Annotated in this window: 19 protein-coding genes; 10 read left to right on the top strand and 9 right to left on the bottom strand. The window is 72.5% G+C overall.

Translation table 11 applies throughout. The features are described 5' to 3' along the window. Nucleotides 1–4: 4 nt before the first annotated feature. Nucleotides 5–532: an SRPBCC family protein gene (locus tag QOL88_RS36350; protein WP_097222459.1), complete on the bottom strand. Its 528-nt coding sequence runs from the start codon at nucleotides 530–532 to the stop codon at nucleotides 5–7. After that, nucleotides 529–879 (bottom strand): ArsR/SmtB family transcription factor, encoded by a 351-nt coding sequence (locus QOL88_RS36345; RefSeq protein ID WP_097222458.1) that lies wholly within the window; start codon nucleotides 877–879, stop codon nucleotides 529–531. Before QOL88_RS36345 ends, QOL88_RS36350 begins: the two co-directional genes overlap by 4 nt. 157 nt (nucleotides 880–1,036) lie before the next feature. Here QOL88_RS36345 and QOL88_RS36340 point away from each other — a divergent pair, with 157 nt between their 5' ends. From QOL88_RS36340 to QOL88_RS36320, 5 genes are all read left to right on the top strand, one after another. Continuing rightward, a complete protein-coding gene (locus tag QOL88_RS36340) occupies nucleotides 1,037–2,044 on the top strand; it encodes a Ppx/GppA family phosphatase (RefSeq protein ID WP_097222457.1) in 1,008 nt (335 codons plus the stop codon). Nucleotides 2,045–2,098: 54 nt separating this feature from the next. Next, on the top strand, nucleotides 2,099–2,293 hold the full coding sequence (locus QOL88_RS36335) for a hypothetical protein (protein ID WP_097222456.1): 195 nt from the start codon (nucleotides 2,099–2,101) through the stop codon (nucleotides 2,291–2,293). A gap of 287 nt (nucleotides 2,294–2,580) precedes the next feature. After that, the gene (locus QOL88_RS36330) at nucleotides 2,581–3,588 is read left to right on the top strand and encodes an iron-containing redox enzyme family protein (protein WP_097222455.1); all 1,008 of its coding nucleotides are present in this window, start codon (nucleotides 2,581–2,583) and stop codon (nucleotides 3,586–3,588) included. Between the two features lie 21 nt (nucleotides 3,589–3,609). Next, complete coding sequence (locus tag QOL88_RS36325) at nucleotides 3,610–4,266, top strand: HemK2/MTQ2 family protein methyltransferase (protein WP_257027989.1); 657 nt, start codon at nucleotides 3,610–3,612, stop codon at nucleotides 4,264–4,266. Next, complete coding sequence (locus QOL88_RS36320; RefSeq protein WP_030845123.1) at nucleotides 4,247–4,453, top strand: CDGSH iron-sulfur domain-containing protein; 207 nt, start codon at nucleotides 4,247–4,249, stop codon at nucleotides 4,451–4,453. Before QOL88_RS36325 ends, QOL88_RS36320 begins: the two co-directional genes overlap by 20 nt. 164 nt (nucleotides 4,454–4,617) lie before the next feature. On the opposite strand, the gene QOL88_RS36315 is transcribed toward QOL88_RS36320, so the two are convergent. Then, the gene (locus tag QOL88_RS36315; protein ID WP_097222453.1) at nucleotides 4,618–5,052 is read right to left on the bottom strand and encodes a protease inhibitor; all 435 of its coding nucleotides are present in this window, start codon (nucleotides 5,050–5,052) and stop codon (nucleotides 4,618–4,620) included. Between the two features lie 326 nt (nucleotides 5,053–5,378). Between QOL88_RS36315 and abmR the strand changes: the two genes are divergently transcribed. The 3 genes from abmR (at nucleotide 5,379) to QOL88_RS36300 (ending at nucleotide 7,910) form a co-directional block, all read left to right on the top strand. Then, entirely contained in the window at nucleotides 5,379–5,933 is a 555-nt protein-coding gene (gene abmR, locus QOL88_RS36310; protein WP_097222452.1) for an ATP-binding transcription factor AbmR, read from the top strand. A 33-nt stretch (nucleotides 5,934–5,966) separates the two neighbouring features. Beyond that, entirely contained in the window at nucleotides 5,967–6,662 is a 696-nt protein-coding gene (locus QOL88_RS36305) for an alpha/beta fold hydrolase (RefSeq protein WP_097222451.1), read from the top strand. Between the two features lie 78 nt (nucleotides 6,663–6,740). After that, on the top strand, nucleotides 6,741–7,910 hold the full coding sequence (locus QOL88_RS36300) for a lactate 2-monooxygenase (RefSeq protein WP_097222450.1): 1,170 nt from the start codon (nucleotides 6,741–6,743) through the stop codon (nucleotides 7,908–7,910). 59 nt (nucleotides 7,911–7,969) lie between these two features. Here the strand turns inward: QOL88_RS36300 and QOL88_RS36295 are convergent, their stop codons facing one another. The 3 genes from QOL88_RS36295 to QOL88_RS36285 form a co-directional block, all read right to left on the bottom strand. Continuing rightward, nucleotides 7,970–9,592, bottom strand: coding sequence for an RICIN domain-containing protein (locus QOL88_RS36295; RefSeq protein ID WP_097222449.1), 1,623 nt, complete (start codon nucleotides 9,590–9,592; stop codon nucleotides 7,970–7,972). A gap of 330 nt (nucleotides 9,593–9,922) precedes the next feature. Continuing rightward, nucleotides 9,923–10,300 (bottom strand): toxin Doc, encoded by a 378-nt coding sequence (locus tag QOL88_RS36290; protein WP_097222448.1) that lies wholly within the window; start codon nucleotides 10,298–10,300, stop codon nucleotides 9,923–9,925. Between the two features lie 3 nt (nucleotides 10,301–10,303). Further along, nucleotides 10,304–10,549, bottom strand: a complete 246-nt coding sequence (locus tag QOL88_RS36285; RefSeq protein WP_030845137.1) for a hypothetical protein — start codon at nucleotides 10,547–10,549, stop codon at nucleotides 10,304–10,306. Between the two features lie 175 nt (nucleotides 10,550–10,724). Between QOL88_RS36285 and QOL88_RS36280 the strand changes: the two genes are divergently transcribed. Further along, on the top strand, nucleotides 10,725–11,678 hold the full coding sequence (locus tag QOL88_RS36280; RefSeq protein ID WP_097222447.1) for a sigma-70 family RNA polymerase sigma factor: 954 nt from the start codon (nucleotides 10,725–10,727) through the stop codon (nucleotides 11,676–11,678). Here QOL88_RS36280 and QOL88_RS36275 read toward each other — a convergent pair. The 3 genes from QOL88_RS36275 to QOL88_RS36265 all read right to left on the bottom strand — a co-directional run bounded on the left by QOL88_RS36275 (nucleotide 11,669) and on the right by QOL88_RS36265 (nucleotide 18,032). Next, nucleotides 11,669–12,460, bottom strand: a complete 792-nt coding sequence (locus QOL88_RS36275; protein ID WP_097222446.1) for an alpha/beta fold hydrolase — start codon at nucleotides 12,458–12,460, stop codon at nucleotides 11,669–11,671. The two genes, QOL88_RS36280 and QOL88_RS36275, sit on opposite strands and share 10 nt — an antisense overlap. 80 nt (nucleotides 12,461–12,540) lie before the next feature. Continuing rightward, nucleotides 12,541–14,784 carry a glycoside hydrolase family 9 protein gene (locus QOL88_RS36270; protein WP_097222445.1) on the bottom strand — a complete coding sequence of 748 codons (2,244 nt, stop codon included), beginning with the start codon at nucleotides 14,782–14,784 and terminating at the stop codon, nucleotides 12,541–12,543. 152 nt (nucleotides 14,785–14,936) lie between these two features. After that, nucleotides 14,937–18,032: a glycoside hydrolase family 2 TIM barrel-domain containing protein gene (locus QOL88_RS36265; protein WP_097222444.1), complete on the bottom strand. Its 3,096-nt coding sequence runs from the start codon at nucleotides 18,030–18,032 to the stop codon at nucleotides 14,937–14,939. Nucleotides 18,033–18,289: 257 nt separating this feature from the next. On the opposite strand from QOL88_RS36265, the gene QOL88_RS36260 reads away from it, so the two are divergent. Beyond that, nucleotides 18,290–20,677, top strand: coding sequence for a SpoIIE family protein phosphatase (locus QOL88_RS36260; RefSeq protein ID WP_097222443.1), 2,388 nt, complete (start codon nucleotides 18,290–18,292; stop codon nucleotides 20,675–20,677). Nucleotides 20,678–20,867: the final 190 nt, after the last annotated feature.

Below are 20,867 nucleotides of genomic sequence, written 5' to 3'. Positions count from 1 at the left end.
GCGGTCAGTCCAGTCCGGGCACCGGCGCGCCGGAGGGCATCCCCGCCGCGACGTAGGCGGCGTAGAGCTCCTTCCAGGGCGCGTCGGCCCCGGCGTGCGGACCGGCGGTCTCCTCGCCGCGCGCCCTGGCGTCCAGGGCGGCCAGGCACACCTCCCAGCCGGCGCCGTTGCGGGCGGCGCTGTCCTGGGCGTCGAGGACGTTGGTGAGCGTGAAGCGGGTGCTCTTCTCGCCGGTTTCCTCCAGGTCGAAGCGGAGTTCGTCCCCGCCCCACTCGAACGCCAGGTGCCGGGGCGGGTCGACGGTGAGGACCCGGCCGGTGGAGTTCTCCATGTGCGGGTCGCCGCTGAACCTGACGGTGCCGCCGGGGCGCAGTTCGATCTCGGCGCGGGAGGGGAACCAGCGCTCCAGTTCGTCCGCGTCGGTGACGAACTGCCAGACGCGGTCCACGGGGTGGGCGTAGACGCGGCTGAAACGGACGGCGGGGCGGCCGTCGTCCAGGGTCAGATAGGTGCCGGTGAGGTCGGCGGTCATGGCGGATCAGTCCTTCGGTGGGGTGGTTCGGGGGCGTGCGGCGTCTCGTCGAGGCGGCGGCCCAGCGTGTCGAGGCTCTTGTTCCAGAGCGCGCGGTAGGGGGCGAGCCAGGCGTCCAGGGCGGCGATCGGGGTGGGGTCGAGGGAGTGGACACGGCGTTGCGCGTCCTGCCGCACCCGGACCAGGCCCGCCTCGCGCAGCACCTTGAGGTGCTTGGAGGTGCTCGGCTGGCTCAGTCCGCACGCCTCGACGATCTCACCGACGGACCGGGGCCGCTCCAGGAGCAGCGCGACGATGGCCCGCCGGTGGGGATCGGCGAGCGCGGTCCAGAGGGCGGCGTCGGACATGACCCCAATATGCCTCGGTCGTTATATGCGCGTCAAGGAATATAGGAAGCCGGTGCCGGGCCGCCACTCCCCCGCTCATGGCCCGACGGCGGCGCGTCCTCGCCGCTGCCGCGCGTGTGGCCTGTTGGCCGGCCCCGTAAGTGGGTACCCACCGCCCATGCGTATCAGCGTGGTGGATGTGGGATCGAACGCGGTCAGACTTGTGGTCGCGGACGCGGCGGACGGAGTGCCGCTGCCCGTGCACACCGCCAAGTGGCGGCTGAGGCTGTCCGAGCAGATCACACCGGGGGGACTCGTCCCGGAGCAGGCCGTGGGGCAACTCGTCGACGCGGTGGCCGAGGCGAGCAGGACCGCCGCCCGGTGGGGTGCGGCCGGTCCGCTGGCGTTCGCGACCGCCGTGGTGCGCAACGCGCCGAACCGGCACGAGGTGCTGCGCACCGTCCGTGCCCGGACGGGCGTCGACCTGTGCACCCTGCCGGGAGAGGTCGAGGCCGAACTGACGTTTCTCGGGGCGCGGCGTTGGATGGGCTGGCGGTCGGGTCCGCTCGCCCTGCTCGACATCGGCGGCGGCACCCTCGAAGTCGCCTTCGGGCGCGGCCGGTTGCCCGACTTCGTGGCGTCGCTGCCGCTGGGCGCGCGGCGGTTGACGCACGAGTTCTTCGAGGACGAGGACCCGCCGTCGCCGGAGCGGATGCGGGCGCTGCGCCGCCAGGTCCGCCATCAGCTGCGGGACGTCGCGGCGCGGATCCGCTGGGAGGGCCCGCGCACCGCGGTCGCCACCTCCCGGACCTTCCAGCAGCTGGGGCGGCTGTGCGGCGCCGCACCCGGACGCCACGGCCCCTTCGTGGACCGGCAGATGCACCGCTCCGAACTGCGGGAGGCGATCACCCGGCTGGCCGCCCTGCCCGCGGCCGAACGCGCGCACCTGCCCGGCATCTCCGCCCCGCGCGCCGCACAGAGCCTGGCGGGAGCGGTGGTCGGGCACACCGCGCTGAAGCTGACCGGCATCAAGGCCGTCACGGTCTGCCCCTGGGCGATCCGCGAGGGTGTGCTGCTGCGCCACATCGAGGACGGCCCCTCCTGGTGGGGGGAGGTCGCCCGCCGCAGCGAGGAGGCCGCTCCTCCCGACCCGGTGCCGCTGCGGATCGCCGCCACCTCCGGCTGACCACCCGTGCCCGTGACGGGCCGTACCGAACACAGGAACAGGAAGGAGAGCCCCGTGTCCCAGCACAAGGATCACGGCAACGACCAGCACGGCAAGCCGCCCGAGACGGCGCTCGAGGAGGTGCTGCGCGAGGTCGAGGACGCCGAGAACCGCACCCGCGACTCCGCGGAGCAGCGCCGCCACCGGGGCGAGGCCGGGGAGGCCATCACCCCCAACCCGCGTGCGCAGGAGGAGTCCGAGGGGGACTGAGGAGGACCGGGCCGGGCTACTGGGGGCGGCGACCCGGGCGGTCGCGCCGCCAGGGCCCGCGCCACACCCGGCAGATCCGCCGCCATGGTCCGGCCGGTCGAGCGGGACCAGTCGCGGCCCTGCCCGGCGTCGAGGAAGCCCGGCCCGGGCCTGGGCCCCTGGTCCCGTACGTCCACGCCCGGCCGGGGATCGTGCGGCCGATGTCCTCCAGGCCGCCCGTGATCTCAGTGATCACGTGATGGTGGCACGCGAGGGGTGCCCGGTCGCCGGGCGGGTACCCGGCGCGCATGGAGCACGAAGGACCACGACTGCCGACCCCGCGCGGCCCGCTGAGCAGGGGTGTCGACGCGTATCTGCGAGGCGCGGGCCGCCTGCCCCGCCTCGAGGAGGTCGCCCGCGCCGAGGTGTACGGCGACGACCTCCAGCTCGCCCTGTACCTGTGCTATGAGCTGCACTACCGCGGCTTCGCGGAGGTCCCTCCCGAGCGTGAGTGGGATCCCGACCTGTTGCGCACCCGCGCGGCCATGGAGGAGCGCTTCCTGTCCGCGCTGCGCACCGACGCGCACGTCCACGAGAGCGTGGACGAGGCACTGGCCGGCCTGCTGGTCGAGCCCGTCGAGGGCACCGGCGTGACCCACTTCCTGCGCGCCGAGGGCGAACTGTGGCAGGTGCGCGAGTACGCGGCCCAGCGCTCCCTGTACCACCTCAAGGAGGCGGATCCGCACGCCTGGGTGCTGCCCCGGCTGTGGGGCCGGGCGAAGGCGGGGATGGCCGCGGTGGAGTTCGACGAGTGGGGCGGCGGCCGGGCGGAACGCGTGCACGCGGCCCTGTTCGCCGACCTGATGACGGATCTGGGCCTGGACACCGCCTACGGCCGCTATCTCGACGCCGCGTCCGCCGAGGCCCTGGTCACCGTGAACATGATGTCCCTGTTCGGCCTGCACCGGGCCCTCAGGGGCGCCCTGGTCGGGCACTTCGCGACGGTCGAGATCACCTCGTCGCCGGGGTCGCGGCGGCTCGCCGAGGCGATGCGCCGCACGGGTGCCGGGCCCGCGGCCGAGCACTTCTACGACGAGCACGTCGAAGCCGACGCGGTCCACGAGCAGGTGGTGCGCCGCGACGTCATCGGCGGACTGCTGGAGCAGGAGCCGCAGCTCGCCCCGGACGTCGCCTTCGGCATCGACGCCACCGAGTTCGTCGAGGAGCGCTTCGGCGCCCGGCTGCTCACCGACTGGCGTTCGTCACGTTCGTCCCTGTGTACACCGCTCGACCGGGAAACAGCTCATATCTCCTGATTGCCGGGGTACTCGGCGTCCGTGATTGCACTGGTACCCCCGGGCGTGTACGCCCCGCAGGAGGACACCGAGCTGCTGGCCGGTGCCCTGTACGACGAGCACCTGCCCCCGGGCGCGGAAGTCCTCGACGTGGGCACCGGCAGCGGCGCCCTGGCCCTGGAGGCCGCGCGCCGGGGCAGCCGTGTGACCGCCGTGGACGTGTCCTGGAGCGCCGTGTGGGCCGCGCGGCTGAACGCCCGGCTCGCGAGGCTCCCGGTCCACATCCGGCACGGAAATCTTTTCGAACCGGTACACGGAGAAACGTTCGATCTGATCCTGGCCAACCCGCCGTACGTGCCGGCGCCGGACGGTCATCGCAGGCCGCCTCGGGGTGCGGCCCGGGCCTGGGACGCGGGCGGCGACGGGCGGATGGTCGTCGACCGCATCTGCCGGGAGGCGCCCGGTCTGCTGCGGCCCGGCGGGGTGCTGCTGCTCGTCCAGTCGGCGCTCAGCGGCCCGGACCTGACCGTCGGACAGTTGCGCGCGGCCGGCCTGAAGGCCGCGGTGACCCGTCGGCGCCGGATCGCGCTCGGGCCCGTGCTGCGCGGCCGGGAACGCTGGCTGCGGGAGCGGGGGCTGCTGCCCGCCGCCGAGGACAAGGAAGAGCTGGTGGTCGTCCGTGCCGAACTCCCCGTCTGACCGGCCCGCCGCACCGCGCCGCGTCACCGTCCAGCGCAAGGGCCCACTGCTGATGGAGGGCCCGGTGGAAGTGGAGCTCGAGGACGGTTCCGTCGTCAGCTCCGACCGGTTCCGCGTCGCCCTGTGCACCTGCCGCCGCAGCCGGCGCTACCCGTGGTGCGACACGAGCCACCGCGACCGGGCGTGAGGCCCCGGACGCGGTAACGCCCAGAGGCCGGCGGGCGGCCCCACTCCGCCCGCCGGCCCCCTCGCACGAGATCGCGACTTCCGGTGACAACGGCCCGGCTCCCCAGCCACGGCCCGCTGCGCTTCACGGATTCAGCGCGATCCCGGTCTGTGGGTCCAGCCCTCTCAGAAGGAGAAGACTCCCGTCCCGTAGGCGTTCTTCATGCAGTCGTTGGAGAAGGTGCGCTCGTAGGAGACGCGCTTGCCCTGCCAGACGCCGTCCACGGTGACGACCACCGGGTCGTACTGCTTGGTGCACATCACTCCGTCTCTCGCGGTCAGGGCGTCGAAGTCCCCGCCGACGCCGCGCAGTTCCGCGCAGGCCGAGCCGGCCGCCGGGTGCGTGCCGGCCGCCGTCGGGGCACAGGTCAGGGTGACCGCGCGTTCCGGAGTCGCTGCGATCGCGCTCTCGCCGTGGCCCACCGTGAGAACGAGGGCCGACGGGGCGTAGAGCGCGGTGGGGGCCTGACCCGGGGAGGCGAGCGCGGCCCCGGTGAGGGGTCCGCAGACGGCGGTGGCCGTCATGCCGAGGATCATGGCCCAGCGCGCGGTGTTCCGCATTGTGTGCATCCTTCCGCTTCGATTACGGGGTGTGCCGGTCCGTGCTCGGTCGGTGCCCGGAGCGGCGAGCGCGAGTCTGCCGAGTCCGCCGCGGAAACACACATCGACCCCACGGGTTTCAGTAACCTTGCGTATTGAATCAGTGGCGCGAAGTTACGGAACGCGCGCCGGTGAAGCCCGTAACTGCGCGGTCTCCGGGGTCATGAAGCGGCCAGATGGCCGATTCCCGTGCGTTCGTTAATAGGCCTGAAACATTCCGATTCCGCTCTCGGCCGACTGCTTTGCGACCCCTTGTGTTCATGGGCTGGCCGCGTAATCGTCATTACATGATTACGAATGAGCAGAGAGAGAAGCTCCGCGGCTGGTTCGCCGGTCGCCTGCCCGACGACCTCTTCGAGGAGCTGACCGAGATCACGGTCGACCGCGAGGAGATCACCGTCATCGGCCGCGTCCCCGCCCCCAGACTGGCCGAGGACGCCCCGGCCACCGAACGGGAGGCGGCCCTGGAGAGCCGGGTGCAGGAATTCCGGGAGCGCACCCGCGAGGACCGCGTGGCCGTGGCCCGGGATGCCGAGCACCGGTTCGGGCGGAAGGTGTCCTGGGGCGTGGAGTGCGGCGGGCGGCGCACCCTCTTCACGCACGTGGCCGCGCCGGTCATGACGCGGCTGCGCCAGCCGGAGCGCCAGGTGCTCGACACCCTGATCGCCGGCGGCGTCGCGCGCAGCCGCAGCGACGCGCTGGCCTGGTGCGTGCGCCTGGTCCAGCGTCATACGGACGACTGGCTCGCCGAGTTGCGCGAGTCCCTGGAACACGTGCAGCGCGTCCGGGCCCAGGGCCCGGACTCCGAGCCGGACCCCGCCCCGCACGCGGACGAGGAGTGACCCGTTGTCGGACCCCTCGGCTACGTTGCCCGCATGACCGACTTCGTACTGGTGGCGGGGGCATGGCTCGGGGCGTGGGCATGGGACGAGGTGGCCGCGGAGCTGCGCGGCGCCGGGCATGACGTCCATGCGCTGACGCTGTCGGGCCTCGCCGAAAGACGGGACACACTTCCGGCCGGGCAGCAGACGCATGTCCGGGACATCGTGGAGGAGGTGGAGCGGCTCGGTCTGCGGGACGTCGTCCTGGTCGGGCACAGCTACGCGGGCGTCCCGGCCGGGCAGGCCGCCGAGCGGATCGGCGACCGGCTGCGGCGCGTGGTGTTCGTCGACGCGAACGTGCCCGTGGACGGGGAGTCGTTCCTGTCGGGCTGGCCCAGCGAGCACGTCCGGCGGACGATCGACGCGCGGGGCGGGTACTGGCCTCCGCTCGGCCCCGAGGACTACGCGGGGCAGGGGCTGACGGACGAGCAGATCGCCCGGATCGTGGGAGCGACCCCGCACCCGGGTGTCACGCTCACCGAACCGGCCGTCCTCGAGCGCCCTCTGGGCGAGCTGCCGGCGACGTATGTGAAGTGCCTCCTCGACGGGGACGAGCCGATGCCGGCGGTGGCCGCGCTGCTCGGGAGCGACAGCTGGGAGCTGGTGGAGCTGAACACCGGCCACTGGCCGATGTTCTCGCAGCCGAGCGCACTGGCCCGTGTGCTGCGGGAGGCGGCGGCCCGCCCCTGATCCACCGGAGCGCATACCGCTCGGTATCGTCGCCCACGGCACGGTCTCGACGAGGAGACGACGAGAGGCGGGGCGCACGTGGGCAGGCACTGGGCGGACTTCCAGTACGAGATCTATCTGAACGGGATGACGGGTGCCGTTCCGCGGCTGCCCACCGATCTGACCCGGCTGGAGGAGCTCACCGAGCAGCGGCTGGGACCCGGCCCGGTCGGGTACGTGGCGGGCAGCGCGGGCGACGGCAGTGAGGCCCGCGCCAACCGGGCGGCCCTGGAGCGCCGCAGGATCGTGCCGCGCATGCTGCGCGACGTGCACGACCGGGATCTGTCCGTCGAGGTCCTGGGCCGCACCCTTGCGGCCCCCCTCGCGCTGGCCCCGGTCGGCGTGCTGTCGATCATGCACCCGGACGCCGAGTCCGCCGCGGCCCGGGCCGCCGCCGCACAGGGCGTGCCGTACATCCTGTCGTCCGCGTCCAGCACGCCCATGGAGCAGGTCGCCGAGGCGATGGGTGACGCCGAGCGCTGGTTCCAGCTGTACTGGCCGAAGGACCCGGAGGTGGCCCGCAGTTTCCTGAACCGGGCGAAGGCGGCCGGGTTCACGGCCCTGGTGGTCACCCTGGACACGCCGCTGCTGTCGTGGCGGCCGCGCGATCTCGACCAGGCGTACCTGCCGTTCCTGCACGGGGTCGGCACGGCCAACTACTTCTCGGACCCGGCGTTCCAGGCAGGTCTGGCCAAGCCGGTGCACGAGGATCCGAACGCGGCCGTGACGCACTTCGTCGGGATGTTCTCCGACCCGGCCAAGAGCTGGCCGGACCTGGCGTTCCTGCGGGAGAACTGGGACGGCCCGATCGTCCTCAAGGGTGTCCTGCACCCGGACGACGCCCGACTGGCGGCCGAGGCCGGCATGGACGGCGTGGTCGTCTCCAACCACGGCGGCCGGCAGGTGGCCGGCGCCGTCGCTGCGGCCGACGCGCTTGCCCGCGTGGCGGAGGCGGTGGGCGACCGGCTCACCGTCCTCTTCGACAGCGGCGTCCGCACCGGCGACGACATCGTCAAGGCCCTCGCCCTCGGCGCCCGCGCGGTCCTCGTCGGCCGCCCGTACGTCTACGGCCTCGGCCTCGACGGGCAGTCCGGCGTCGAACACGTCATCCGCTGCCTGCTCGCCGAACTCGACCTCACGCTGGCCCTCTCGGGGCATGCGACACCGGACACCGTCGGCCCGGCCGACCTCGTCGAGCATCCGGCCTGACGGGCGGGCCGCGCGGCGCGCCGGCCGCGCAACCCCCGGTCAGGCCCCGGTGCCCCGCGTCACGTGGTCGGGCCGTCGGTGTCCGTCACCTGGCGGGCCGCCGGGTCGTCCTGCTCCTCTATCGACAGGGAGCCCTCCGTCGTCGGCAGGGACTCCGACTGCCAGCGCTGGTCCTCGGAGGAGCGGTCGCGGACCTTGACGACGACGTCGGCGCCCGGGTCGTCGTCGGCCGGGGCGAGGGCGAGCTGCTCGTCCCAGCGGGGCAGCAACTCCCCCTGCACGGTGAGGTCGTAGCGCACGTCGTCGCCCCGCTCGGCATCCTCGTCGGCGCAGGTACCGAGGACGACGACACCGGCGTCCTTGTGGGAGTCCAGACACAGGCCGGGATCGGCGACGCTGCGCAGGAGCCCGTCGTCCTCGTACGTCCACTGCTGGGTCCACACCGTCGAGCACGGGGCCAGCTTGATGCCCGCGCCCTCCTTCGGCAGGTCCCGGATGTCGAGGCACAGGTCGGCACCGGTGTTGCGCAGCCGGGTCACGCCCTGGGCCATGGGAAGCCCGGCGGTGCCAGGTGGCGTCACCGATGCGGAGCCCTTGCCGCCGGTGGCGCTGTTGGAGCCGGCCGGGTCGGCCTCGCCGCCGCCGTGAGACGACGCGCTGATGATCAGCACCGTCGCCAGCACCCCGGCCGAGACCGCGCCGACGCCCGAGAGCAGTGCCCGCGACGACCGCATCGCCTCCGGCACCCGGGCGGGCACGGGGAGCCGGGACAGCAGCCCGTGCCGCCCGCCGCCCCGCCGTCCGCCGCCGCGCCGGCCCGCCCGGGCACCCCGCGTACCGTGCGACGCGCGCCCCGGGCGTGAGTCGAGGTAGCGGCGGGCGCCCCAGCCGAGCACCGCCTCGGCGACCAGCGGCCCCAGCGGGCCTTCGAAATGGCTCAGCTGCTCCGCCGCGTCCCGGCAGTAGCGGCACTCGTCCAGATGCTGCTGGACGTCCGGCAGCAGTGCGCCGCCCCGGCGGATCGGGACGTCGAGGAGGCGGTTGTAGAACCGGCAATCGTGGGTCGGCGCGAGTTCGCGATGGGCACGTACGCAGCCTTCACGGAATTTGTCCCGCGCCTGTTCGAGGGCCGCCGACGCGATGTCGGTGTCCAAGCCCAGCAGTCCGGCCGGGACGCTAAAAGGATCTGCCTCGACCTCGACATGCCACAGCAAACAACGCGAGGCCGCGGGAAGTGCCTGGAATGCCCGCTCCGCGAGGATGCGATTTTCGGGCGTCATGGACGTCGCGGCGCGCAGCCCGCGTCCTCCGGCCGGTTTCTGCAACGCGGGCAGAACGGCCGATATTCGATCGTCGCCGGACCACTCGCGGATCGTGTCGCGCACGGTCACCAGAAGGGCGGGCCGCAGCGCGACGGCGGTCTCGCCGAAGGCGAGGCGGTTGAGGGTCCGGTGGAAGGCGGTTCCGGTCACCATGGCGGCCACCTGCGCCGACGAGGCGAGGCAGATGACCGCGTAGTCGTGCACCGGCTGGTAGTGCCGTGCCATCAGCAGCGCGACGGAATGGGCGGCGACCTCGCCCTCCGGTCTGCCTCTCAGCGGGGCGGCGAGTGATTCATCGGATTCCCCGGGATCCCCGCCGGGCGGGGGATACGGAGGACGAGGGGGGTGGGGGGTGGGCACTGAGATGGTTCCTTCCCACGCATGTGACACACACAGAAGTCCTGCCACCGAAAAGGAGGCCCGGTTGGTGCGTACCTTTTTGGCGGGGCGCGGGAGGTGCGAATTCACCGACGGCGAATCGGACGTGGTCCGCAAATCACGTGCGACACCCGGCCATTCCCCCCGCACGCGCGTTTCACTCTTGCACAACCCCTACACGGCCAACAAGGCGCCCGGACAACATCCCCGCCATTGACAGAAAGTCAGAAACGGGGAACGGATACGCGCAGATCGCACCCGTTTTCGACATTTCCCTGCGGCCTGTGTGAATCGGGCGCCGGCTCCGGACCCTCAGATCTGCCAGGAGCGCAACCGGTCCGCCGCGCCGTAGACGTCGGTGGCGCCGGACAACAGGTCACGGGCGAGGTCGACGAGGGCGCCGTAGGGCGGGTCGATACCGACACCGCTGACGAACATGTACGCCACGGCGGTCGCGCAGGCGAAGCGGGCGTTGGCCGAGGGCAGCGGTCGGAGCACCGTGATGGTGTGCAGCAGCGCGGCGGCCCGCCAGGCCGGGTCGGAGTTCACCCCGAGGCGCGGCGGGTCGACGCGGTGCCGGGCGACGGCGGCGACCAGCGCGGAGAAGTCGTTGACGGTGGGCTGGTCCGGCAGGACCTCCTCATGGCGCTGAAGCAGCCAGGGCACGTCGATATGGATCACGGGTGCCATGGGTCAGGCAGCCCGCCCTTCGCCCTTGGCGGGCGGTTCGTCGTCGGGGAACGCGGCGGCGAACTCGTCGGCGTGCGTGGCGAAGAACCGGCGGAAGGCCTCCGCACCCTCCTGCAATGCCCGGTGGCGGGCTATGTCGGCCGCGGCCGCCTCGCGCACGAGGGCCTTCATGGACGTACCGCGCTCCTTGGCGATCTGCCGCAGGTCCTCAAGTTCGCGGTCGCTGAACTCCACGTTGAGAGCTGGCATGCCTTCACGGTACCGCTCGGGTACTGACTGGTAAATATCCCCAGCTCAGGGAGGGTGCCCAAAGGTACCGGAGAGAAGAGCCGCCTGAGACGTGGGTCACATCGAGCCGTGCGATGTCACAAATCGGCGGGCTGTCCGGCTCGCAGTGATGAGCGCATCCACGGGAGGCACACCCATGACCGAGATCTCCGTAACCGGCACCGACGCCCCGCTCGACGCGGCGACCGGGGTGTTCGTCGACCATCGCGAGCTGCTGTTCGGCGTGGTCTACAACATGCTCGGCAGCGTCGCCGACACCGAGGACGTGCTGCAGGAGACATGGCTGTCCTGGACGGCACGCGGCGGGGGCGCCCCCCTGTCCGGCGTCGACAACCCGCGCGCCTATCTCGTCCGGGTGGCGGTCAACCACGCACTGCGCCGCCGCGCCGTGATCAGCCGCCGCCGGGAGACGTACGTCGGCCCGTGGCTGCCCGAGCCCCTGGTCGGCGCGGACACCGGGACCGCCGAGGACCCGGCCCTGCGTTCCGAGTCCGTGTCGCTGGCCATGCTGGTGGTCCTGGAGTCGCTGACACCGCTGGAACGGGCCGTGTTCGTGCTGGGTGAGGTGTTCGGCTACCCGCATGCCGAGATCGCGGAGATCATCGACCGCTCCCCCGCCGCCGTACGGCAGTTGGCGCACCGGGCCCGGGAGCACGTGCACGCGCGGCGGCCGCGGTACGAGGCGCATCCGCGGGTGCGGCGGGAGGCGACCGAGCGGTTCGTGCGGGCCGCGCTCGGCGGCGACATCGCCGAGCTGATGGAGGTGCTCGCACCGGACGTCACGGCGTGGACGGACGCGGGCGGCAAGCGCCGGCGGGCGAGCCTGCGCCCGGTGCACGGCCGGGACAAGGTGGCCCGTCTGCTCACCGCCGGGCGCGGCGGCCCGGACCACCCGGTCTGGCGCTACCGCCGCGTCAACGGCGACGAGGCGGCGGTGCTGTTCGACGGCGACGCGCCGTTCGCGGTCCTGGTCCTGGACCTCACCCCGGAGGGCGACCGGGTGCGCGGCATCTACGTGGTCGCCAACCCCGACAAGCTCGCCCACCTGCCCGCGGCGCAGGGCGACCGGTGGGGCGCCGGTCAGGAGTGAGCGCGGCAGAACTCCCGGACGGTCCGGTTGAACGGCTCGGGTGCCTCGATGTTGCTGAGGTGCCCGATGCCGGGGAGCACGACGAGCGTGGCCCGCGGGATCGCTTCGAGGAACTGGTGGGCGACGGGATCCACGGGTGAGCGGGCGTCGAGCTCCCCCCACAGCAGGAGTGTCGGCGCCTCGATCTTCGGCAGCAGATCCCGCAGGTCGGCCTCGACCATGACGGCGAGCTCGGTCCGCATGCTCTGGGCGCGGGTGTCGGCCGACATCAGGGACAGCAGCCGGACGGCTTCGGCGGGGGGCCGCCCGGCGAACAGTCCCGGCATGGTCGGCGCGAACGCCTCGGACGGGACCGCGAGCATGCGCTCTGCCCCTTCGGCCCGGGAGCGCACCTCCGCCGCGGGCAGTGAGCCCTTCCAGCCCGCGTAGGTGTCGACCAGGAGCAGGGTCCGCACGAGCTCGGCGTGGTGCCGGTAGAGCTCCAGCACGACGGTCCCGCCCCAGGAGGCGCCGAGGACATGGGCCGGTCCCAGATCCACGTCCTCGACGACGGCCGCCAGGCAGCGGGCGTAGTCGGCCAGGGTGAAGGAGGGCGGTACGTCGGAGGAGCGACCGGCGCCCGGTTCGTCCCAGGCGACGACGGTGAACTCGTCGGCCAGGTCCTCGGACTGGGGGCGGAACAGCCGGGCGTCCGCCGTGGCGCCGTGCGCGAGCACGAGGGGCGGGCCCTGGCCCACCCGGTCGTAGGCGACCTCGATGCCGTCGACCCGCACCGCTGGCATGTCACCAGGCTACGCGCGCGTGCCGGGGGCGTCCTGTCGGCGGACTCCCCCGGCACGCGGGCGGCGGCGCTGTCCGGTTCCTACCCCTGGTCCGCCACGAAGGAGGCCATACGGGTCAGGGCGGCGTTCCAGTTGATCGTGTGCTCGTTGGTCGACCAGGACTGGATGTCGTCGATGTAGCAGAACTGGCCGACACAGCCCTGCAGTTTGCTCTGTGCGTAGGGGTCCTGGATGCTCGAGTTCGGCCCGCCCGCGAGGGTGCCCTTCGGCGGGCTGGGCTGAGCCGGATCCAGCTGGTGGGCGTACCAGCGGCTGTGCTGGTTCTGCGCGCTGACCTCGCCGTAGCCGGTGACGTAGGAGATGTTCAGCGCGTTGCGGCCCAGGATGTAGTCCATGCTCTGCAGCGCGCCGTCCCGGTACTTGGCGGCGCCGGTGAGGTCGTACGCGGTGGCGAGGACGACCGCGTTGTTGAGGACCTGGTGGCTGGAGCCCCAGTCGTAGGTGTTGCCGTCCGGTGCGTACGGCATGCCGTAGGGGTGGGCCTTGAGGGTGGCCAGGTAGCGGTCGGCGCCCTTGACGACGGACTGGCGCACCTTGTCCCGGCCCGGCAGCCTGCTCGGCACCGTGGCGAGGTCCAGCCGGCCCGCCGCGCCCGTGCGGGCCCAGTCGAATCCGACGGGCTTGAAGAGGTCGGCCGTGTGGACCGGGGACTTCAGGACGTACTCCTCGAACCGCTTCTCCCCGGTGGAGAGGTACAGCTCGGCCGCCGCCCAGTAGAAGTCGTCGGTGACGTCGCTGTCGGCGTAGGCGCCGCCGCCGATGCCGTCGCTCTCGGAGGCGAGACGGTCGGGGTGGGCGAGCGCCGCCGACCAGGCCTTGCGTGCGGCGGCCAGTGCCTTGGCGGCGAACGGCTTGTCGTAGGAGCGGTACAGGCGGGCGGCCTGTGCGGCCGTGGCGGCCAGGTTGAGAGTGGCGGCGGTGGAGGGCGGGTGCAGCTCACGCTTCTGCGGGTCGTCGCTGGGCAGCAGGGGCAGGCCGGTCCACTGCTCGTCGTGCATCTTGTGGTGGGCCATGCCGGCCAGCGGCTTGCCGTCGGGCACCTGCATCCTCAGTAGGAACTCCAGCTCCCAGCGGGCCTCGTCGAGGATGTCGGGCACCTTGTTGCCGCTCTCCGGGATGGCGAGTGTGCCGTCACCGAGCTTGTCCGCCCGTCCGGTGCGGGCCGTGCGGGCGCGTTCGTAGGTGCTCAGCAGTTCCCAGGTGGAGATGCCGCCGTTGACGACGTACTTGCCGTGGTCGCCGGCGTCGTACCAGCCGCCGCTGACGTCGAGGGTGTAGTCGCACACGCCGGGCTGACAGGGCACGGCGGTGTCGCCCTTGTTGGGGGCCACGCCCACGTGACCGGCCGGGCGGCCGTAGCCGGGCCGCAGGTCGTCGCGGATCGCGAGGCCGCTGCGCTGCGTGTAGTAGTACTTCGCCGAGTCCAGCCGGAGCCGTTCGTAGGCGCTCGCGCCGATGTCGAAGGGCCTGCTGGTCTCGCCGTCGGCGACGAGCGTGAAACCCGTGCCCTTGGCGCGGTAGGCGCCGAAGTCGATCGAGTGGACGTTCTGTCCGGAGGAGGCGTCGACCCCGCGCGGCAGGGTCGTGCCCTTGGCGACGACCGTCCCGCCGGAGTTCTTCAGCTGCCAGGGCAGCCCGGCCGTGGCGTCGGTGACCAGGGTGGCGTTCTTCGGGCCGGCCGGGAGATAGCCGACCTGATTGACGCGCACCCGGGGACCGGTGTCGGGTTCGTACGGCTCCGGCGCCACTCCGCCGAGCAGCGAGACGTCGTCCATGCAGAAGCGCCAGGCGTCCGCGCTGCCGCCGAGCTGGAAGCCGACCTGGCCCTGCGCGGTGTCGACGGGCGAGGTGAAGGTGTAGGAGTAGCGGTCACCGGAGACGCTGAGCTGCGGCGTCACCTCGTGGTAGGTGTCGTACGGCGACACCGACAGACCCACGATCGCCCGCACCACGTGCCCGGCGGGTGTCCCGGTCGCGCTGAACGAGAAGCGGTACGACTCGCCCTTCACGAGGGTGATGTCGTTCTGCCCGACGGCGGCGTCCCAGCGGTTGGCGGTGCCGCCGGGGACGTCGGCACAGAGCCGGCCGTCGGACAGGCCCGCGGTGACGTTGCTGGTCGTCCACCAGGGGTCGGTCGCGGTGTCGAAGGTGCCGTTCCTGACCTGCTCGACCTCGTCGGCCCCGGCCGGCGAGGACGGCAGCGCGGTGAGCGCGGTCGCCAGCAGGGCCGTCAGGGACAGCAGGGCGGTTCTGCGTCGTTTCACGTCTGGGCTCCTCCGGGAGGTGCGGGCGGCGCTCTGCGTGGGAGCGCTCCCAGATGCGGATCCAGGCCATGGTTGTGGCTGATGTGACGCCCCGTCAACGGTCCGGACGGGAATGGCTGTTCACCACCCGTCCGGACCGTGGTGCCCGGGACTCAGGCTGCCGGGGCGTCCAGTCGGCTGATGCGGATCGCGCCACGCGCCTCGCCGGGGTGGCGGCTCGTCAGGGTGAGCCGGATCCGGGAGCCTCGCAGGGCCTTGAAGGTGATCACGGTGGGGGCGTCGGAGGCGGTGGCCCAGCCGATCTCTGTGTCCCGCGCGGTCTGCCACGCGCGGCCGTCCCAGACCGCCACCTCGATCGCCGCGGGCAGGCTGTGCGTGGCGTCCACGGTGAAGGAGACCTCCACCCGGTCGTAGCCTCGGGTGCGCCCGTGGTCGACGCGGACCCAGTCCTCGGTCCGCGCCCCGTCGAAGGCCGGCAGCAGGGGCGTGGCCTGCTTGAAGAAGCCGTTGGACCAGCCGGTGGCCGGGTCGCCGTCGAGCATGGCGGCGGGCAGGGTGTCCGGACGGCCGGAGTAGCTCGCGTCCGCGCGCGGGTGGTCGACGGGGGCCGGGTGCTCCGGCCCGAAGGCCGTCGGGGCCGTCTCGGCCCGGTCCTGCGCGCGGGTGGCCCGTACGGTCGCCGTGCCCGCGCGCAGCCCCTCGGCGCGGGCGGTCACCCTCACCGCACCCGCCTTCGTGCCGGACCGGACGATGGCGAGGGCCTTGCCGTGGAAGGCGGTCCGGGTGCTCGCCTGGTAGCGCTCGGCGCTCTCCTGCCGGCCGTTGTCGAGCCCCGCGAGGGAGCCGCCCGCCACCTCGAAGGACAGCAGGTGCTCCGCGTCGGGCACCACCACCCCGCGCCGGTCGACGACCTCGGCGGTCACGAAGACCAGGGAGCGGCCGTCCGCGGCGAGGGAGGGGCGGTCGGCGGTCAGGCGTATCGCGTGGGGTGCTCCGGCGGTGCGCAGCACGTCGGTGGCGACCACCTTGCCGCCCCGCCGGGCGACGGCCTTCAGCTCTCCGGGTTCGAAGGGCACCTTCCAGGTCAGGTGGAGCTTGCCGGCGCTGCCGTTCGGGCTGGTGTAGCTGCCGGGGTAGGGGCCGTCGGTGAAGGTCTTGTCGTCGCCGGTCGCCTCGGTGGTCTCCAGGTAGGTGCGGCCGTCGGCGGTCTTCTTGGTGTCGAACCGCCGTACGCCCAGGGACGTGCCGTTGAGGTACAGCTCGACGGTGTCGACGTTCGCGTACGCCCAGACCTCGACCGTGTCGCCCTTGTCGTGATTCCAGGTCATCGGCAGCAGGTGGACCATCGGTTCGCTGGTCCACTGGCTCCGGAAGAGGTGGTACATGTCCTTCGGGAAGCCGGCCGTGTCGACCGCGCCGAAGAAGGACGCCTTGACCGGGAAGACGTCGTAGGGGGTGGGTTCGCCGATGTAGTCGATGCCGGACCAGAGGAACTGCCCGGCGAACCACTTCCGGTCCCGGTCCTTCTTGTGGCCGTACTCGCCGCTCATGGTCCAGGAGGCGAGGTTGTTGTCGTAGGAGGAGGTCGCGCGTCTGCCCGGGGTGTGGTTCTCGCCGGTGTTGAGGTGCTCGGGCTCCTGGTAGGCGCCGCGGGTGGAGGTCTCCGAGGAGGACTCCGACTCGAAGAGGAACAGGTGCGGGTAGGCCGCGTGCAGCTGGTCGACCGACTTGGCGGTGTTGTAGTTGAGGCCGAGGCCGTCCAGCTTGGCCAGCATCAGGTCGGCAGCGGAGCCCTTGGCGGGCAGGCGGCGGTACTTGTCGGAGCCGATGACCAGCGGGCGGGTGTCGTCGGCGGCTCTGATCGCCCCGATGATCCGGTCGGCCATGGCAAGGCCGGCGGTGGAGGTGGAGTCGGGGACCTCGTTGCCGATGGACCAGCTCAGCACGGCGGGTGAGTTGCGGGCCGCCAGCACCATCTCGGTGGCGTCCTTCTCGCACCACTCGTCGAAGAAGCGGCCGTAGTCGTACGGGTTCTTGCCGGTGCGCCAGCAGTCGAACGCCTCCACCAGCATGACGATGCCGAGCTCCTCGCAGACCTGGATCACCTCGGGTGCGGGCGGGTTGTGGGAGGTGCGCAGGGCGTTGACGCCCATGGACCGCATGATCTCCAGCTGCCTGCGGACGGCGTCGACGCTGACGGCGGCGCCGAGCGCGCCCAGGTCGTGGTGGAGGTCGACGCCCTTGATCTTGTGGCGGGTGCCGTTCAGGAAGAAGCCCTCGTCCGGGTCGAAGCGGAAGGTGCGAAAGCCGAAGACGGTGCGGTGGGTGTCGGTGGTGCGGCCGCCGACGCGCAGCTCGGTGTGCAGGGTGTAGCGGTGCGGTGTCTCGAAGCCCCACAACTCCGGGCGCCGTACCGTCAGTTCATGGGTCTCTGTGTGCTCGGCGGTGACGGCCGCGGTGGAGGAGGTGCGGGCGACCGTCCGGCCCGTGCCGTCGACGATCCGGGAGACGACCTCGACGTCCGCGCCCGCGCCGGAGGCGTTGACGACGGAGGTGCCGACCCGTACGACGGCACGCTCGGCGGAGATCTCGGGCGTGGTGACGCGGGTGCCCCAGCGGGCCACGTGCACCTGCTCGGTGATCACCAGGCGGGCCTCGCGGTAGATGCCGCTGCCGGAGTACCAGCGGCTGCTGGGGAGCCGGTTGCGGACCTCGACGGCGATCACGTTCTCGGTGGCGCCGTCGGTGTGCACCAGGTCGGTGAGGTCGAGGGCGAAGCCGGTGTAGCCGTAGGGGTGGCGGCCGGCCTCCTTGCCGTTGCAGTACACGGTGGAGTCCATGTACACGCCGTCGAACTCCACCGAGACACGCTTGCCGGCGAGGGCGGCCGGCAGGGTGAAGGCCAGGCGGTACCAGCCGAGGCCGCCGGGGAGGAAACCGGTGCCGCTGGTGGTGCCGTGCTCGGTGGTGGGGGTCTGCTCGATGCTCCAGTCGTGCGGAACGGCGGTCTCGCGCCATCCGGAGTCGTCGTAACCGGGAAGGTGGGCGTCGGCGTAGGCGCCGGTCGGGTCGGTGATGCCACCCGGGTTCACCAGCGCGAAGCGCCAGCCGTCGCGCAGTGGGACGGTCCGGCGGCCGGACGCGCCACGCGCCTGCTCGGCGGCCCACGCCTCCGGGGCGCCGAGCAGCGTCCCGGCCGCGGGTGCGGCGGCGGAGGCGAGCAGGACCGATCTGCGACTGACCGACATGACAGCTCTCCCTCATCAGGGCCCAGAAGTACTCACAACTGATCGTGAACAAACAGATTCTGTCGAGGTGTCACACACGGCCGTCAAGGGTGCGGAAGCTCCCTTCTGCCTCACGGACGGCTTCGGCCGGATTTGTGCCTCGACCCGGCCCGGGGAGGCGGCAGCGGGGTTACCGGTCCACGCCGGGCGCCCACGGACTACGCTGGAACTCAACTGACTTCCCTGTTCACTGTGAGTGTCCGTATGGAGTCGCGACGATGAGTCCGGACGAGGCGTTGGACGATGGCGTGGCCGCCCGTGCCGTCATCGCCGTCGACGGCACGCTCACCGAGTGGAGCGAGGGCGCCCGCCGTCTGCTGGGCCACACGGCCGCCGAGGTCGTGGGCCGTCCCGCCGCCGACCTGCTGGCCGACGGCGCGGACCCGCCGACCGTGCCGGACGACTCGCGCTGGAGCGGCACCGTCACCCTGCGCCATCGTGACGGCCACCCCGTCACCGTCTGGGTGCTCGCCCACCGCCGACCGCCGGACGCGGCGGAGGCGATCGACTGGCTGGCGGTGTCCCCGCCGGAGGCCGCCGACCAGGCACTCGCGGACGACCCGCTGGTGCGTATGGCGCTGACACAGTCGCCCTGCGCCACGATGATCTTCGACGAGCGGCTGCGGCTGCGCGGCGTCAACGAGGCCATGGCCGATCTGCTGGGACTGCCCGCCGGGCGGATGCTGGGCCTCAGGCCCACCGACGTCGGCAGCCGGCCGCCGAACGCCGAGCTCGAGGAGCATCTGCGCCGGGTGCTGAGCACCGGACGGCGGCAGGAAATGCAGACGTACATGAAGGCGACCGGCGAGGACCGGGGCGCGCACGCGTGGCTGGCCCGGATGGCGCCGCTCACCGACGGGGCGGGCCGGGTGCGGGGCGTGTGCGTGACCGCCCACGACTTCTCCGACCAGTACCGCTCGCGCGAGCGGTTGCAACTGGTCAACGAGGCCAGCGTGCGCATCGGCACCACTCTCGACGTCACCCGTACCGCCCAGGAGCTGGCGGACGTGTGCGTCCCGGCGCTCGCCGACTTCGTCAGCGTCGACCTGCTCGACCCGCAGGAGCAGGGCGGCGAGTCCGCCGGACCGCCCATCCCGCCACTGAGTCTGCGCCGGTCCGCCCACCAGTCGGTGCACAAGGGCAGTCCCGAGGCCGTCGCCAAGCCCGGGCAGGTGGACGTCTACCCGGAGAACTCCCCGCAGTCCGCCTCGCTGGTCGCGGGGCACACGGTCGTGGCCTCAGGCTCCTCCGGCGACCTCGACCGCTGGCTGGCCTGGGACCCGGCGCGCTTCCAGCGGATCCAGGAGTACGGCATCCACTCCACGATGTCCGTTCCGCTGCAGGCCCGGGGCACGACTCTCGGAGTGGCGGTCTTCACCCGCTTCCGGCGCCCCGAGGCGTTCACCGTCGACGACGTGCTGCTGGCCGAGGAGGTCACGGCCCGGGCCGCCGTCTGCATCGACAACGCGCGCCGCTACTCCCGCGAGCGCGAGACGACGCTCACCCTGCAGCGCAGTCTGCTGCCCCGCACCCTGCCGCACACGGCGGCGGTCGAGGCGGCCTCCCGCTATCTGCCGGCCACCCGCTCCGGCGTGGGCGGCGACTGGTTCGACGTGATCCCGCTGTCCGGGATGCGGGTCGCCATGATCGTCGGCGACGTCGTCGGCCACGGCATCCAGGCCTCGGCCACCATGGGCCGGCTGCGCACCGCCGTCCGCACCCTCGCCGACATCGACCTGGCCCCCGACGAACTGCTCACCCACCTCGACGACCTGGTCGTCCGGCTGTCGGAGGAATCCGGCGGGGAGGACGGCACCGGAGAGGTGGGCGCGACCTGTCTGTACGCGGTCTACGACCCGGTCTCCCGGCGCTGCACCCTGGCCCGGGCCGGGCATCCGCTGCCCCTGCTGGTGCCGCCGGACGGCCCCGCGCAGCAGCTCGACCTGCCTTCGGGGCCGCCGCTGGGCGTCGGGGGGCTGCCGTTCGAGTCCGCCGAGGTGGAGCTGCGGGAGGGCAGCATCCTGGCGTTCCACACGGACGGGTTGCTGGTCAGCCGGGAGCGGGACGTCGACGCGAGCGGCCGGATGCTCCGCGAGGCGCTGTCGGCGCCCTCCGACTCCCTGGACGAGATCTGCGACCGCGTGCTGCACACGCTGCTCCCGCCGGGCGGCTCCAGCGACGATGTGGCCCTGCTGCTGGCCCGCACCCGCGGCCTGCCGTCCGCCCAGGTCGCCACCTGGGACATCCCCGCCGACCCGGCGCTGGTGGCGCCCATCCGCAAGCAGGTCGTCGACCAGCTCGAACGCTGGGGGCTGATCGAGGCCACGTTCACCGCCGAGCTGGTCGTGAGCGAACTGGTCACCAACGCCATCCGCTACGGCGCCCCGCCCATCCGGCTGCGGCTGATCCATGACGAGGCCACCCTGATCTGTGAGGTGTCCGACACCAACCACACGGCGCCGCACCTGCGCCGGGCCAAGACCTGGGACGAGGGGGGCCGCGGGCTGCTCCTGGTCGCCCAGCTCACCCAGCGGTGGGGCAGCAGGCACACCGGCGAGGGCAAGACGATCTGGGCGGAGCTGGCCCTGCTCGACGACGAGATCTGAGTCACCGACGGCACTCGGCCGCGGCCCATGGTCCTGGACAAGGGCCGCGGGGCCGCGGGGCCGCGGAGGGTCTCTTACCGACACCTGCCCCATCGCCCTCGACCAGGACCGCGGGGCCGCCGAGGGTCTCTTACCGACGCCTGGTTTCATTGGGCGGGCACCGCCAGATCGCCCCCCGGAGGACCCCGCC

The sequence above is a fragment of the Streptomyces sp. Ag82_O1-12 genome, from assembly GCF_900182715.1.
GTDB classification, from domain to species: domain Bacteria; phylum Actinomycetota; class Actinomycetes; order Streptomycetales; family Streptomycetaceae; genus Streptomyces; species Streptomyces massasporeus.
Note: the sequence above shows the minus strand (reverse complement) of the source record. Positions and strands in the feature narration are given on the sequence as shown.

Bases quoted from the DNA above. Each gene is read 5' to 3' on its own strand.
- QOL88_RS36285 (WP_030845137.1), bottom strand. From the start codon at position 10,549: ATGCCAGCTCTCAACGTGGAGTTCAGCGACCGCGAACTTGAGGACCTG.
- QOL88_RS36275 (WP_097222446.1), bottom strand. From the start codon at position 12,460: ATGCCAGCGGTGCGGGTCGACGGCATCGAGGTCGCCTACGACCGGGTG.
- QOL88_RS36265 (WP_097222444.1), bottom strand. From the start codon at position 18,032: ATGTCGGTCAGTCGCAGATCGGTCCTGCTCGCCTCCGCCGCCGCACCC.
- QOL88_RS36315 (WP_097222453.1), bottom strand. From the start codon at position 5,052: ATGCGGAACACCGCGCGCTGGGCCATGATCCTCGGCATGACGGCCACC.
- QOL88_RS36330 (WP_097222455.1), top strand. From the start codon at position 2,581: ATGGAGCACGAAGGACCACGACTGCCGACCCCGCGCGGCCCGCTGAGC.
- QOL88_RS36340 (WP_097222457.1), top strand. From the start codon at position 1,037: ATGCGTATCAGCGTGGTGGATGTGGGATCGAACGCGGTCAGACTTGTG.
- QOL88_RS36305 (WP_097222451.1), top strand. From the start codon at position 5,967: ATGACCGACTTCGTACTGGTGGCGGGGGCATGGCTCGGGGCGTGGGCA.
- QOL88_RS36290 (WP_097222448.1), bottom strand. From the start codon at position 10,300: ATGGCACCCGTGATCCATATCGACGTGCCCTGGCTGCTTCAGCGCCAT.
- QOL88_RS36260 (WP_097222443.1), top strand. From the start codon at position 18,290: ATGAGTCCGGACGAGGCGTTGGACGATGGCGTGGCCGCCCGTGCCGTC.
- QOL88_RS36345 (WP_097222458.1), bottom strand. From the start codon at position 879: ATGTCCGACGCCGCCCTCTGGACCGCGCTCGCCGATCCCCACCGGCGG.
- abmR (WP_097222452.1), top strand. From the start codon at position 5,379: ATGATTACGAATGAGCAGAGAGAGAAGCTCCGCGGCTGGTTCGCCGGT.
- QOL88_RS36350 (WP_097222459.1), bottom strand. From the start codon at position 532: ATGACCGCCGACCTCACCGGCACCTATCTGACCCTGGACGACGGCCGC.
- QOL88_RS36280 (WP_097222447.1), top strand. From the start codon at position 10,725: ATGACCGAGATCTCCGTAACCGGCACCGACGCCCCGCTCGACGCGGCG.